This is a genomic window from Streptococcus sanguinis (assembly GCF_900635155.1).
Classification (GTDB): Bacteria; Bacillota; Bacilli; order Lactobacillales; family Streptococcaceae; genus Streptococcus; species Streptococcus sanguinis_G.
Map to the genome: position 1 here is coordinate 1 of NZ_LR134002.1, position 14978 is coordinate 14978.

Genomic DNA, 14978 nt, shown 5'->3' on the forward strand with positions numbered 1-14978 from the left:
ATGACCAAAGAACAGGACTTTTGGAATCGTATTTTAGAATTGGCTCACGCTCAGCTAAAACAGACAACTTATGATTTCTTTGTTGCTGAAGCCAAGCTTGTCAAAGTTGAAGAAAAACAAGCTGTTATTTTCCTGGATAGTCCAGTAAAACAACTATTTTGGGAGCAAAACTTAGTAGGAGTTATTCTTACTGCAGGATTTGAGATTTTTAATGATCAGATTGCTGGAAAATATATTTTTGAAGAAGCAACTAACACTGAAACTCCGAAATCTGTAGTAACCAGTCCTCAAATCAGCACTGTTCAGCCAAGCTTGCCATCTATTGATACTGGCTTAAAGTCAAAATATACCTTTGATAATTTTGTTCAGGGAGACGGAAATATCTGGGCTAAAGCTGCTGCCTTAGCGGTATCTGAGAATCTGGCCACAACCTATAATCCTCTTTTTATCTACGGAGGACCTGGCCTGGGCAAAACTCATTTATTAAATGCTATTGGCAATCAAATTTTAGAAAATATTCCAGATGCGCGTGTCAAGTATATACCGGCTGAAACCTTTATTAACGACTTCCTCGAACATTTAAGATTGGGAGAGATGGATAGCTTTAAAAAAATCTATCGTAGTCTGGATCTTCTGCTAATTGATGACATTCAATCTTTGGGCGGAAAAAAGGTTTCAACTCAGGAAGAATTTTTCAACACTTTCAATGCTCTTCATGGTGAAAATAAACAGATTGTTTTAACCAGCGACCGCAGTCCTGATCATCTGGACAATTTGGAAGAACGCTTGGTAACACGTTTCAAATGGGGATTAACTCAGAATATTACACCGCCAGATTTTGAAACACGAATTGCAATTCTGCGAAACAAAATTGAAGATTTGGATTATATTTTCCCGAATGATACCTTAGAATATCTTGCAGGACAGTTCGATTCCAATGTCCGCGACTTGGAAGGTGCTTTGAATGACATCAGTCTCATTGCTAGAGTTCGTCATCTGAAAGAAATTACTATTGATATCGCTGCGGAAGCTATTCGAGCACGCAAGCAGGATTCAAGCCAGGTAACAGTTATCCCGATTGATAAGATTCAGTCTGAAGTTGGGAAATTCTATGGTGTTAGTGTCAAAGAGATGAAAGGCAGCCGTCGAGTACAAAATATCGTTTTAGCTAGACAGGTAGCTATGTATCTGACTCGTGAGCTGACTGATAACAGTCTGCCTAAAATTGGCCGTGAGTTTGGCGGCAAAGATCATACGACTGTTATCCATGCACATGGAAAAATCAAAACTATGATTGAATCAGACGACAATTTGCGTTTAGAAATTGAAAGCATCAAGAATAAAATAAAATAGCGTGTGGAAAACTACAGATTTTTTTCAAAACTTATCCACACTTTGTGAACAAGTCTCAAAACTTGTTAGAATAAGGACCAAGCTATTTTTCCACAGAATTCACATAAACTACTATTACTATTAATCTTATAATCATAAATAAATAAAAAGGAGATCCTATGATTCATTTTTCTATTAATAAAAATCTCTTCTTACAAGCGTTAAATACTACTAAAAGGGCTATCAGCCATAAAAATGCAATTCCTATTCTTTCTACTGTGAAAATTGATGTTACCAAAGAAGGAATCACTTTAATTGGCTCGAATGGCCAAGTGTCGATTGAAAACTTTATTTCTACTCAAAATGAAAATGCAGGCTTGCTTGTCAACTCAACAGGTTCAATTTTATTAGAAGCGACTTTCTTTATTAATGTTGTTTCCAGCCTGCCAGATATTATTTTGGATTTTAAAGAAATTGAACAAAAACAAATCGTTTTGACTAGCGGCAAATCAGAGATTACCCTGAAAGGAAAAGACGCTGACCAGTATCCACGAATCCAGGAAATTTCTGCCAGCAATCCCTTGGTTCTTGAAACAAAAATTCTTAAAGATGTCATTAACGAAACAGCCTTTGCAGCCAGTGTTCAGGAAAGCCGTCCAATTTTAACTGGTGTTCACTTTGTTTTGACAGATAACCGTTCTTTGAAAACAGTTGCAACAGACTCCCACAGAATGAGTCAAAAGAAAATTACTCTAGAGAAAAACGGAGATAATTTTGACGTAGTTATTCCGAGTCGCTCTTTACGGGAATTTACGGCTGTTTTTACCGATGAAATTGAAACGGTAGAGGTTTTCTTTGCTAACAATCAAATTCTTTTCAGAAGCGAAAATATCAGCTTCTACACCCGTCTATTGGAAGGAAATTATCCAGATACAGATCGTTTGATTCCGACTGAATTTACAAGTGTCCTTACTTTTAATACATCTGATTTGCGTGCAGCTATGGAACGCGCTCGTCTCTTGTCTAATGCCACACAGAATGGAACAGTTAAACTGGAGATTGCAGGCGGTATTGTCAGTGCCCATGTAAATTCACCAGAGGTCGGCCGTGTTAACGAAGAAATTGATACAGAAAGTGTAACTGGCGAAGATTTGACCATTAGCTTTAATCCAACTTATTTGATTGATGCTCTGAAGGCCATTGACAGTGAAAAAGTAACGATTAGCTTTATCTCATCTGTCCGCCCGTTCACCTTGGTACCGAGTGAAGACACAGAAAACTTTATTCAGCTGATTACACCTGTCAGAACTAATTAAGATGAAAAGCAGTGGGCCAAGTTACAGATTTTTAATTCTTGGTCCTAAGCTCTTTTCATTTACAAAGTATGATAGATGCTTAAGTTTTCTTCCTGGACTATGCTAGTTCCTTGAAAGGAGAAAAAAATGTATGAAATTGGTCATTTTGTAGAAATGAAAAAGCCCCATGCCTGCACCATTAAAGCGACTGGGAAAAAGGCGAATCGCTGGGAAATCACAAGGGTTGGTGCAGATATCAAAATCCGTTGCACCAATTGTGAACATCTTGTGATGATGAGTCGTCACGATTTTGAAAGAAAAATGAAGAAAATAATTGATTAGACGAAAACTCATTGTAAATGCTATTGTGGAAAACTGATTTGCATTGCTGAAGACCAGATTTAGATTTTTTTCTTATTTTTCAATCAAAAATGGATAGGACTTTTTAAGTCCTATCCATTTTGCTTTTATTTAAGATCTTCAAATTTACCGTCTTTAACTTCTTTATAACCTGCTTTTTCGAGTAATTTAGCAGTTTCTTTGTAACTGATATAATCTGCTTTTTGATTACCAGATGTTTGAAGAAGCTGTTTACTTTGTAGTTCTTCAATATCAGCTTTGCTAAAATCGATTGTCAGTTTTTCAGTTAAATAATCATCTTTGTACTCAATTTTATGAGTTAATCCTTTGATACCCTCAATAGATTTAGCATAGGCTTCTGTCTGCTCTTTAGCAGTGTATTTTGTCAAGCCAACTGGTTTATAGTAGAAGGTATTGTTTGTTTCGTTTGTAAGCATCTCATCACCTTTGTATTCAACAGTGATGCGGCTATCTTGCTTAGTATTTTGGTCAATCAGCTGGAAATAAGCTTTTTTAGGACTGCTGCAGGCAGCTAAAACAAACAAAGCGGAAACCGCAAGGAAAGAAAGAAAAAGTGTTTTGAAAGTATTCTTTTTCATTAGGGACTCCTTTAATAAGAATATTAGCTACATTATACCATTTTTTTCTTCAATTTATTTTACATTTCTGTAAAGAAAGCTAGAAAAATAACTCAAATCCGCTGTTTAGGATAAGGATTTATGGTATAATGGTTTGGATTGAAAAGATGAATGGAGAAGATAAGAATGGCTTTGACAGCAGGAATCGTTGGTTTACCCAATGTTGGTAAGTCAACTTTATTTAATGCAATTACAAAAGCAGGTGCAGAAGCAGCTAATTACCCTTTTGCGACAATTGATCCAAATGTCGGTCGGGTAGAAGTTCCGGATGCACGTTTGGATAAATTAACAGAACTCATCAAACCACAGAAGAAAGTTCCAACAACCTTCGAATTTACTGACATCGCTGGAATTGTGAAAGGCGCTTCAAAAGGAGAAGGGCTAGGGAATAAATTTTTGGCCAATATCCGTGAAGTAGATGCTATCGTCCACGTAGTACGTGCCTTTGATGATGAAAATGTCATGCGGGAACAGGGCCGTGAGTCTGAATTTGTGGATCCAATGGCTGATATTGAGACCATTAATCTAGAATTGATTTTAGCAGACTTAGAAAGTATTAACAAACGTTATGCGCGTGTAGAGAAGATGGCTCGTACCCAAAAAGATAAGGATTCAGTGACAGAATTTAATGTTTTACAGAAAATTAAGCCTGTCCTGGAAGATGGTCTGTCAGCTCGCACAATTGAATTCACAGAAGAAGAGCAGAAAATTGTCAAAGGACTCTTTCTCTTAACGACTAAGCCGGTTCTCTATGTGGCCAATGTCAGTGAAGATGAGGTGGCTGATCCAGATAATATTGACTATGTGAAGCAGATTCGTGAATTTGCAGCTACAGAAAATGCTGAAGTTGTTGTCATTTCAGCGCGTGCAGAGGAAGAGATTTCTGAATTGGATGATGAAGATAAGTCAGAATTTCTAGAAGCTATCGGCTTGACAGAATCAGGTGTGGATAAACTGACCAGAGCAGCTTATCATCTGTTGGGACTTGGAACCTACTTTACAGCTGGTGAAAAGGAAGTGCGTGCTTGGACCTTTAAGCGTGGAATGAAAGCTCCGCAAGCAGCTGGCATTATTCACTCAGACTTTGAAAAAGGCTTTATTCGAGCAGTCACCATGTCTTATGATGACTTAGTGCACTATGGCAGCGAAAAAGCAGTTAAAGAAGCTGGACGTTTGCGCGAAGAAGGAAAAGAATATATCGTTCAAGATGGCGATATCATGGAATTTAGATTTAATGTGTAAAGTATTTGTAAAGTTTAAAAATTCTAGGTTGGAAAATTTTTTCCAGCCCTTTTGGCATTTATAAAGGAGAAAAATGGTAAAGTTAATAGTCGGTCTGGGAAATCCAGGAGAAAAATATATTGAAACCAAACATAATGTTGGGTTTATGCTAATTGACAAGATCTGTAAAGATCTTGATTTAAAATTTACAGCTGATAAAATCTTTCAAGCAGATATTGCCTCTACTTTTCTAAATGGTGAAAAAGTCTATTTTGTAAAACCAACTACATTTATGAATGAGAGCGGAAAGGCCGTTCAAGCTTTACTGGCATACTATGGTTTAGATATAGAGGATTTATTGGTCATCTATGATGATTTGGATATGGAAGTTGGTAAGATTCGTTTGCGCAGCAAGGGTTCAGCTGGCGGCCATAACGGCATTAAATCTATTATCAAACACATTGGAAGTCAAGAGTTTAAACGGATAAAGATAGGTATTGGCCGTCCAAAAGAAGGCATGACAGTGGTCCACCACGTTCTAGGAAAATTTGATAAAGATGATTATATAATGATTCTGAATACTCTTGATAAGGTTGACAATGCTGTAAATTATTATTTACAGTCAGGCAATTTTGAACAAGCAATGCAGAAGTATAATGGATAATAAAATGAACTTGATTGATTTATTTTGTCAAAACCAGCAAATTTCAGATTGGAAGAAAAATCTCCATAAAAGCAGCAGACAGTTGATAATGGGATTGTCTGCATCAACAAAAGCGATTACTATAGCGGCTGGATTAGAAGAAGCTGATAAAATCCTTGTGCTGACTTCTAGTCAAAATGAAGCAGATCGTTTGGCTAGTGATTTGATTTCTTTGCTGGGAGAAGACAAGGTCTATATGTTCTTAGCAGATGATACTCCTATAGCAGAATTTGTTTTTGCATCACAGGAAAAAATATTTTCGAGATTAGATGCTCTAAACTTTTTAATAGACCATCAAAAGTCTGGAATTTTAGTTACTAATGTCGCAGCTAGCAAATTACTCTTGCCTGATCCCATTGATTTTAAAACAAGCAACATAAATTTGAAAGTTGGACAAGAATATGATCTAAATAATCTTGTAAAGATATTGTCAAGATCAGGATACAAGAAGGTATCCCAAGTTTTAAGTCAGGGAGAATATAGTCTAAGAGGAGATATCTTAGACATTTTTGAGCGCTCAGCAGACTCTCCCTATCGACTGGAGTTTTTTGGCGATGAAATTGATGGTATTCGGATTTTCAATCCAGAAAATCAAACTTCAATTGAGAATATAGAAAGTATTTTGATTAAACCTGCTTCTGATATCCTGCTTTCTGAGAAAGATTATGCTCGAGGACGAGAAAATCTGGAAACTATTTTAGAAAAAGCTGTTGACCCTGCTTTAAAATCTTACTTAGAAGAGTTACTAATCAGTGCCAAAGAGGAGTTCTATCATGCAGATATTCGTAAATTCCTTTCTTATTTTTATCAGAAAGAATGGACTATTTTAGACTACTTGCCTGTTCATAGTCCTGTGTTTTTTGATGATTTTCAAAAAATTGTGGATCGACATGCTCAATTTGAACTGGAAACAGCTAGTTTGTTGACAGATGATTTACAAAGTTGTAAAGCTTTATCAAGTCAAAAATATTTTGCAGATAAATACCAAGATTATCGTCAATATAAACCAGCAACCTTCTTTTCAAGCTTTCAAAAAGGTTTGGGAAATCTGAAATTTGATGCTTTGTATCAATTCAATCAGTACCCAATGCAAGAATTTTTCAGTCAGTTTCCTTTGCTCAAGGAAGAAATTAATCGTTATAAAAAATCTGGCTATACAATAATTTTACAAGCGAATTCTTCTGCAGGTTTACAAAGTTTACATAAAAATTTACAGGAATATGATATTCATTTAGACTATATAAAAGAGGCTGAGATTCACAAAAATGCAGTTCAGCTTATAGAAGGAAATCTTGTTCAAGGCTTTAATTTCGTAGATGAGAAAATTGTTCTTATTACAGAGTACGAAATTATTCACAAGAAAATAAAACGAAAAATTCGGCGTCAGAATATCTCCAATGCTGAACGACTGAAAGATTATAATGAGCTAGAAAAAGGGGATTATGTTGTCCATAATATTCATGGGATAGGACGTTATCTGGGGATAGAAACGATTGAAATCTCTGGTGTCCACCGTGATTATCTAACGATTCAATATCAAAATTCTGATCGTATTTCGATTCCAGTTGACCAGATTGATCTCCTATCAAAATATGTTGCCAGCGATGGAAAAATACCTAAGGTAAATAAGCTAAATGACGGTCGTTTCCAGAAGAGTAAGCAAAAAGTTCAGCATCAGGTTCAGGATATTGCGGATGATTTGATTAAACTATATGCTGAACGCAGCCAGCTAAAAGGTTTTGCTTTCTCAGCGGATGATTCCAATCAAGAGGAATTTGATAATGATTTTCCTTATGTTGAAACAGAGGACCAACTAAGAAGTATTCAGGAAGTGAAGAAGGATATGGAAAGCAGTCGTCCGATGGACCGTCTCTTAGTTGGTGATGTAGGCTTTGGGAAAACAGAAGTAGCTATGCGGGCTGCTTTTAAGGCTGTCAATAATCATAAACAAGTAGCTGTATTAGTGCCAACAACGGTTTTAGCCCAGCAACACTATACTAACTTTAAAGAACGCTTTAATGATTTTGCGGTCAATGTCGAGGTACTCAGCCGTTTCAGGAGTAAGGCAGAACAAAAACAGACTTTGGATAAGCTGCAGAAGGGACAGGTTGACATTATCATTGGGACCCACCGACTCTTATCCAAAGATGTAGAATTTGCGGATTTAGGTTTAATCATCATTGATGAAGAGCAGCGTTTTGGAGTTAAACATAAAGAAACATTAAAGGAATTGAAAAAGAAAGTTGATGTCCTAACCTTGACAGCAACTCCTATTCCTCGAACTCTTCATATGTCTATGCTGGGGATTCGTGATTTGTCAGTCATTGAGACCCCACCAACTAATCGCTATCCTGTTCAGACCTATGTTTTAGAAAGCAATCCTACAGTGATTCGAGAAGCTGTCTTACGTGAAATAGACCGAGGTGGACAGGTTTACTACCTTTACAATAAGGTTGACACAATCGAACAGAAAGTTTCAGAATTAAGAGAGTTAATCCCAGAAGCTTCTATAGGCTATGTTCATGGCCAAATGAGTGAAATTCGTTTAGAAAACACTTTACTGGATTTCATCAATGGAGAATACGATATTTTGGTGACCACTACCATTATTGAAACTGGGGTTGATATCCCAAATGCCAATACTTTGTTTGTAGAAAATGCTGACCACATGGGGATGTCAACCTTGTATCAACTTCGTGGCCGAGTTGGCCGCAGCAATCGGATTGCTTACGCTTATCTGATGTACAGACCAGATAAAATCTTAACAGAAGTTTCTGAAAAGCGTCTGGAGGCTATTAAAGGATTTACAGAGTTAGGTTCTGGATTTAAGATTGCCATGCGAGATTTATCTATTCGGGGTGCTGGAAATATCCTAGGAAGCATGCAATCTGGCTTTATTGATTCTGTTGGTTTTGAGATGTATTCACAGCTTCTAGAAGAAGCCATTGCTAAAAAGCAGGGTAGAGAAAACAAACGTCAAAAAAGCAATGCAGAACTTAATCTGCAGATTGATGCCTATCTGCCTAGTGACTATATTTCTGATGAAAGACAGAAGATTGAAATTTACAAGAGAATTCGTGAGATTGACAGCCGTGTAAACTATGAAAATTTACAGGATGAATTGATTGATCGTTTTGGGGAGTATCCTGATGTTGTAGCCTATCTGTTGGAGATTGGACTTGCTAAGTCTTATTTAGATCAGGCTTTTGTAAAGTCAGTGGAACGCCAGCAGAATGCAGTAATTATTCATTTTGAGAAAATTTCGCAGCAGCTTTATCTGACGCAGGACTATTTTGAAGCACTTTCGATGACGAATTTAAAGGCTCGAATTGGTGAAAAAAATGGCTTGATTGAAGTAATCTTTGATGTGAGGAACAAAAAAGATTATGAGATTTTAGAAGGTCTGGTTAATTTTGGAGAAAAGATGCTAGAAATTAAACAGCGTAAGGCAGAATAAAGGTTACAATTCAGTGAAGTTTGGCTTTTTAAGCTCTATTTTTCTCAAAAAATGGTAGAATAATAAATTAAGAGAAAATGAGGTAATAGGATGAGATTAGATAAATATTTGAAAGTGTCACGGATTATCAAGCGACGTCCAGTGGCTAAAGAAGTAGCTGACAAGGGTCGGATAAAGGTGAATGGTATCTTGGCCAAGAGCTCAACAGATTTGAAAGTGGATGACTTGGTTGAAGTACGCTTTGGTAATAAACTCTTGACTGTAAAGGTTCTGGAGATGAAAGACAGTACTAAAAAAGAAGATGCAGCTAAAATGTACGAAATAGTCAGTGAAACAAGGATAGAAGAAGATGCCTAAAAATATCGTCCAACTCAATAATCGTTTTATTCAAGATGAAAATCAACGCCGCAGATATGTAGATCAGGAACGGCGGAAACGCAACCGTTTTATGGGCTGGGTTCTGATTTTGGTGATTCTCTTATTTATTCTACCTACCTATAATTTGTACCAGAGTTATCAAACCTTGCTGCAGCGTCGTGAACAATATTCTAAACTCCAGGAGAAATATCAGACGCTCAGCGAAGAAAAGGTCTATCAATCTGATATAGCAGCCAAATTAAAAGATGATAGCTATGCGGCTAAGTATGCACGCGCTAAATACTCTTTTTCAAAAGAGGGTGAGTACATTTATACTATCCCAGATTTATTGCCACAGTAGTTATGGAAGATTTATTAAAAACAATTGAGCAGTTCTTGGCCTTTTCAGATGAGAAATTGGAAGAACTGTCTGAAAAAAATCAAACTTTGAAACTTCAAGAAAATCAAGAGGAAAGGGGAAAACATGCGTAAGTTTTTGTTACTGATATTTTTGCTGCCAGCTTTATTTAGCAGTATCACAGTTATTAGTACCGAAAAAGATTTCGTATTAGACGAGGAAGAAAAATATCATTTTACAAGCACTACGTATGGACGCTATTATGATAGCATCCCGACAAATCCTAATGTTTATGAAGAAACTCCTACATTTACAGATTCTACTCTGAGTAAGACTGCTGGAAAGCTAGTTCCAGACCAGCCTATCCAGATAGCAGGATTTTATGTAAATGAAGAAGGAGTCCCGATTTTCAAGCTGAAAAATGGGCAGTTTGTGATAGCGGACAAAAACACAATTTACGAAGATACTGTCCAGTCAATCGAAGATATCCATCAAGAAATGTGGTTGAAACCTGGCTTCATTCTTTATGATAAAGCCAATATCAACGGAGCTAAAAAAATCAATACAACATTAGCTCCATATACAAAAGTAAACATTGTTCAAATTGTCCAGACAGTCAAAGGAACTTATGCCCAGATTGAAGGACAGGGCTGGGTTTCTATGGAATTTCTGGATGAGACTGATAATCGAATGGACAAAGTTCAAGAAATTCTGAGCAGTAAGTATAACAAAGCTGACTACTCTATCTATGTCAAACAGTTGGACACTGGCAAAGAAGCAGGCATTAATCAAGATCAAGAGATGTATTCAGCTAGTGTGACAAAATTGCCTTATCTTTACTATGTGCAGGAACAGCTGGATCAGAAAAAACTTTCCTTAGATCAGAAGTTCAAGTATATTGGAGCAGTTAATGATTTTGCAGGTGCTTACGAACCAGAAGGAAGTGGCAGTATTGCTAAGTCAGCTGATGACAAGGAATATTCAGTTCAGGATTTGATTAATCGAGTGGCCAAAGAATCAGATAATGTCGCTCACAATATTTTAGGTTATTATGTGACCGATCAATCTGATAAAAATTTTCAGCAGACGATCAACAAAATAGCTGGAAAGAAATGGGATGTGGAAGAAAGACAAGCATCTTCACGTATGGCTGGAAATGTTTTGGAAGCTATCTATGAGCAAAATGGCATGATTATCGATGCCTTGTCTCAGACAAATTATGATAATCAGCGGATTTCTAAAAATATTGAAGCTAAAGTAGCTCATAAAATTGGCGACGCCTATGATTTCAAGCATGATGCTGCGATTGTCTATGCGGATTCTCCTTTTATCATTGTTATTTTCACCAATAATTCAAACTATGATACCATTTCCCAGATAGCAGACGATGTCTATGGAGTCCTGAAATGATCAAGCACGAATTTCTTAAAAAAATGCAGGAGAAAAAGTATTTCCAAGACCATCGAAAAGTTTTGGTTGCTGTATCAGGTGGACTGGATTCTATGACACTGCTGCAGCTGTTGATTGATTCTCAAAAAGAACTGGCTATCGAGCTTGCGATTGCTCATGTCAATCACAAACAGCGGCCAGAGTCAGATCAAGAAGAAAAGGCATTAGTAAAGATTGCGGAACAGCTTGGTGTAAAGATTTTTACATCAAGTTTTTCTGGTAATTTTTCAGAAAATGCTGCTAGGCAGTTTCGTTATGATTTTTTTGGGAAAGTGATGCAGGAGGAACACTATACAGCTCTAGTAACTGCCCATCACGCAGATGATCAAGCTGAGACTGTTTTTATGCGGCTGCTGCGTGGAGCTAGACTTCGTCATCTGTCCGGCATGAAAGCTGTCCAGTCTTTTGCTTGCGGGGAGCTGATTCGTCCTTTGCTTACTTTTCGTAAGTCAGACTTTCCAGAGATTCAACATTTTGAAGATAGCAGTAATTTTCAAAATGACTATCTCAGAAATCGAATTCGCAATCTTTATCTGCCGGATCTAGAAAAAGAAAATCCGAAATTCAAGGATTCTTTGCGGTATCTGGGCAAGGAAATTGAAGATTGGCAGACCGCTTTGTCTCACTTGACTAGAGATTTAGATATAGAAAATGTCCAAGTCTTTCATCAGCAAATCCCTCAGGTTCAACGTTTTCTACTGCAGAACTATCTCGAAAACTTTCCTGGTCTGAATCTGAGTAAGCAGCAGTTTGAGGAAATTTTAAACATCCTGCGGACTAAGGTCAATTATCAGCACACTTTGAAAAAAGACTATGAGCTTGTTAAAGATTACCAGCGTTTTGAAATTAGAAAAATCAGTCGTAAGCCCGATTTAAAAATGGATTCAATTTTGTTAGAATTTGAGAATCTGATTGAGTTTGGGCATTATCGATTTTCATTCGGGATTCCTTTGAGTGGTGAAAATATACAGAAAATTTTTGTCTCGCGTGAAACTTCGCTAACACTTCGCTTTCGAAAAGAGGGAGACAGTATTTTGCTGAATGGTCATCACAAGAAACTTCGCCGTCTTTTTATTGATAAGAAGGTTTCCTTTGAAGAACGGAATTCATCTGTAATCGTGGAACAAAATCATCAAATTTTAGCAATCTTAAATATTGCTATCAGTGATTTGAGTAAGGCATTAAAAAGTGATATAATGAGTACTGTACTTTATATTCAGAAAATAGATGGGTAAAATTATGCTAGAACAAGATATCAAAAAAATATTGATTTCCCATGAAGAAATCGTGGATGCCGCAAAAAAACTTGGCCAGCAATTAACCAAAGACTACCAAGGTAAAAATCCAATTTTTGTTGGAATTTTAAAGGGTTCCGTGCCTTTTATGGCTGAGCTGATCAAGCATGTTGATACACATATTGAGCTTGATTTCATGTTGGTTTCCAGCTACCATGGTGGTACTACCAGCTCAGGTGTCATTAATGTTATTAAAGACATTGATCAAGACATCACAGGACGTGATATCCTATTTGTTGAGGATATAATTGATACTGGTAAGACTTTGAAAAGCTTGTGCGATTTGTTTAGAGAAAGAAATGCTGCATCAGTGAAAATTGCCACACTTTTGGATAAGCCAGAAGGCCGTATTGTTGAAATCAATGCAGATTATACATGTTTCACAATTCCAAATGAATTTGTTGTTGGATATGGGTTAGATTACAATGAGAACTATCGTAATACTCCATATATTGGTATTTTGAAAGAAGAAGTTTATACAAAATAAAGGTTTACTATTAATAGATGAAAAATAAGCAAAATAATGGTTTTATAAAAAATCCATTTCTCTATATTCTGATTATTGTTGTCCTAGTGACAGGTTTTCAGTATTTCTTTTCAGGAGATACTGGCGGTCGCAGTCAGCAAATCAATTACACAGAATTAGTGAAGGAAATTAAGGAAAATAATGTCACAGAGATGAGCTACCAGCCAAATGGCAGCGTCGTTGAGATTTCAGGTACTTACAAAACACCTCAGGAATCGAAAGAAGATACAGGGATTTTATTTTTCACTCCAAACGTTTCTAAAGTAGAGAGATTTACAAGTATTATTTTACCGTCAGATATTACAATTTCTGATTTACAAAAGTTAGCTTCTGAGCATAACACTGAAATCAGCATAAAGCGCGAAAGTTCAAGCGGAATGTGGATTACAATCCTCACTTCCATCGTTCCTTTTGTAATTGTCATCTTCTTCTTTATGTCCATGATGAATCAAGGTGGCGGTGGTGGTGCCCGCGGTGCCATGAATTTTGGCCGCAATAAGGCGCGTGCAGCTAACAAAGAAGATATCAAGGTTCGTTTCTCAGATGTAGCTGGTGCCGAGGAAGAAAAGCAAGAGCTAGTAGAAGTTGTTGAGTTTCTGAAAGATCGGAAACGTTACACCAAGTTAGGTGCTCGTATTCCTGCCGGTGTCCTTCTAGAAGGCCCTCCAGGAACTGGTAAAACCTTGCTTGCTAAGGCAGTTGCTGGGGAAGCTGGAGTTCCTTTCTTCAGTATCTCAGGTTCCGACTTTGTAGAAATGTTTGTTGGGGTCGGAGCAAGCCGTGTTCGTTCTTTGTTTGAAGATGCGAAAAAAGCAGCTCCTGCCATTATCTTCATCGATGAAATCGATGCAGTCGGTCGTCAGCGTGGTGTTGGCCTTGGCGGTGGTAACGATGAGCGTGAGCAAACCCTTAATCAGCTCTTGATTGAAATGGACGGTTTTGAAGGCAATGAAGGAATCATTATCATTGCTGCTACTAACCGTTCGGATGTATTAGATCCAGCCTTGCTGCGTGCTGGCCGTTTTGACAGAAAAGTGTTGGTCGGCCGTCCTGATGTTAAAGGTCGGGAAGCCATTCTTCGTGTTCATGCTAAGAATAAGCCGCTGGCTAAAAATGTTGATTTGAAACTAGTTGCTCAGCAGACACCAGGTTTTGTTGGTGCTGATTTGGAAAATGTCTTGAATGAAGCTGCTTTGGTTGCTGCCCGTCGTAACAAGAAAGTTATCGATGCTGATGATATTGATGAAGCAGAAGACAGAGTAATCGCAGGACCTTCTAAGAAAGATAAAACGGTGTCTGAACGCGATCGTCAAATGGTTGCTTATCATGAAGCTGGACATACTATTGTTGGTTTGGTATTGTCAAATGCGCGTGTCGTACATAAGGTAACCATCGTACCTCGTGGACGTGCTGGTGGCTATATGATTGCCCTGCCTAAGGAAGACCAAATGCTTCTATCTAAAGAAGATATGAAAGAGCAATTAGCTGGTCTTATGGGTGGCCGTGTGGCTGAAGAAATTATATTTAATGTGCAGACAACAGGTGCTTCTAATGACTTTGAACAGGCAACTCAGATGGCCCGCAGTATGGTAACGGAATATGGAATGAGTGAAAAACTTGGTCCAGTTCAATACGAAGGAAACCATGCTATGTTTGGTGCAGCCAGTCCTCAAAAATCAATTTCAGAACAGACTGCATATGAGATTGATGAAGAAGTAAGAGAACTTCTTAATGAAGCTCGTAACAAAGCAGCAGAGATTATCCAGTCCCATCGCGAAACTCATAAATTGATTGCTGAAGCGCTTCTTAAATATGAAACTTTGGATAGCAATCAGATTAAATCATTGTATGAAACTGGCAAAATGCCAGAAGAGTCTGAACTTGAATTAGACAAAGAAGCTCATGCGCTTTCTTATGATGAAATTAAAACTAAAATGGAAGAAAAAAGTTCCGAGTAAAAGAAGTTGGAGAAACTCCAACTTTTTTC

General features: G+C 37.4%; 14 protein-coding genes. 13 read left to right on the top strand and 1 reads right to left on the bottom strand.

Going from position 1 to position 14978, the window contains the following annotated elements; translation table 11 throughout:
- The 3 genes from dnaA (at position 1) to ELZ47_RS00015 (ending at position 2969) form a co-directional block, all read left to right on the top strand.
- Positions 1 to 1353 carry a chromosomal replication initiator protein DnaA gene (dnaA, locus tag ELZ47_RS00005; protein WP_125332651.1) on the top strand — a complete coding sequence of 451 codons (1353 nt, stop codon included), beginning with the start codon at positions 1 to 3 and terminating at the stop codon, positions 1351 to 1353.
- A gap of 158 nt (positions 1354 to 1511) precedes the next feature.
- Positions 1512 to 2648 (top strand): DNA polymerase III subunit beta, encoded by a 1137-nt coding sequence (gene dnaN / locus ELZ47_RS00010; RefSeq protein WP_002908362.1) that lies wholly within the window; start codon positions 1512 to 1514, stop codon positions 2646 to 2648.
- Between the two features lie 126 nt (positions 2649 to 2774).
- Positions 2775 to 2969 carry a DUF951 domain-containing protein gene (locus ELZ47_RS00015; protein WP_002894296.1) on the top strand — a complete coding sequence of 65 codons (195 nt, stop codon included), beginning with the start codon at positions 2775 to 2777 and terminating at the stop codon, positions 2967 to 2969.
- Between the two features lie 125 nt (positions 2970 to 3094).
- Here ELZ47_RS00015 and ELZ47_RS00020 read toward each other — a convergent pair whose 3' ends face one another.
- A complete protein-coding gene (locus ELZ47_RS00020) occupies positions 3095 to 3586 on the bottom strand; it encodes a DUF1307 domain-containing protein (RefSeq protein WP_126434926.1) in 492 nt (163 codons plus the stop codon).
- Between the two features lie 165 nt (positions 3587 to 3751).
- Here ELZ47_RS00020 and ychF point away from each other — a divergent pair, with 165 nt between their 5' ends.
- The 10 genes from ychF (at position 3752) to ftsH (ending at position 14949) form a co-directional block, all read left to right on the top strand.
- Positions 3752 to 4867, top strand: coding sequence for a redox-regulated ATPase YchF (gene ychF / locus ELZ47_RS00025; protein WP_126434927.1), 1116 nt, complete (start codon positions 3752 to 3754; stop codon positions 4865 to 4867).
- Positions 4868 to 4940: 73 nt separating this feature from the next.
- Positions 4941 to 5510 (top strand): aminoacyl-tRNA hydrolase, encoded by a 570-nt coding sequence (gene pth / locus ELZ47_RS00030; RefSeq protein WP_126434928.1) that lies wholly within the window; start codon positions 4941 to 4943, stop codon positions 5508 to 5510.
- Positions 5503 to 9006, top strand: a complete 3504-nt coding sequence (mfd, locus tag ELZ47_RS00035; protein WP_126434929.1) for a transcription-repair coupling factor — start codon at positions 5503 to 5505, stop codon at positions 9004 to 9006. Before pth ends, mfd begins: the two co-directional genes overlap by 8 nt.
- A 90-nt stretch (positions 9007 to 9096) precedes the next feature.
- The gene (locus tag ELZ47_RS00040) at positions 9097 to 9363 is read left to right on the top strand and encodes an RNA-binding S4 domain-containing protein (RefSeq protein WP_002894302.1); all 267 of its coding nucleotides are present in this window, start codon (positions 9097 to 9099) and stop codon (positions 9361 to 9363) included.
- On the top strand, positions 9356 to 9724 hold the full coding sequence (locus tag ELZ47_RS00045) for a septum formation initiator family protein (RefSeq protein WP_023917162.1): 369 nt from the start codon (positions 9356 to 9358) through the stop codon (positions 9722 to 9724). Before ELZ47_RS00040 ends, ELZ47_RS00045 begins: the two co-directional genes overlap by 8 nt.
- Before the next feature lie 2 nt (positions 9725 to 9726).
- The gene (locus ELZ47_RS12040; protein WP_002928624.1) at positions 9727 to 9855 is read left to right on the top strand and encodes an SP_0009 family protein; all 129 of its coding nucleotides are present in this window, start codon (positions 9727 to 9729) and stop codon (positions 9853 to 9855) included.
- Positions 9848 to 11131 carry a serine hydrolase gene (locus tag ELZ47_RS00055; protein ID WP_126434930.1) on the top strand — a complete coding sequence of 428 codons (1284 nt, stop codon included), beginning with the start codon at positions 9848 to 9850 and terminating at the stop codon, positions 11129 to 11131. Before ELZ47_RS12040 ends, ELZ47_RS00055 begins: the two co-directional genes overlap by 8 nt.
- Entirely contained in the window at positions 11128 to 12405 is a 1278-nt protein-coding gene (gene tilS, locus ELZ47_RS00060; RefSeq protein WP_125332641.1) for a tRNA lysidine(34) synthetase TilS, read from the top strand. The genes ELZ47_RS00055 and tilS overlap by 4 nt, the downstream gene beginning before the upstream one ends.
- Positions 12406 to 12409: 4 nt before the next feature.
- Positions 12410 to 12952 (top strand): hypoxanthine phosphoribosyltransferase, encoded by a 543-nt coding sequence (gene hpt / locus ELZ47_RS00065; protein WP_032906688.1) that lies wholly within the window; start codon positions 12410 to 12412, stop codon positions 12950 to 12952.
- A 17-nt stretch (positions 12953 to 12969) separates the two neighbouring features.
- On the top strand, positions 12970 to 14949 hold the full coding sequence (ftsH, locus tag ELZ47_RS00070; RefSeq protein WP_125332639.1) for an ATP-dependent zinc metalloprotease FtsH: 1980 nt from the start codon (positions 12970 to 12972) through the stop codon (positions 14947 to 14949).
- The last annotated feature ends 29 nt before the right edge of the window (positions 14950 to 14978 follow it).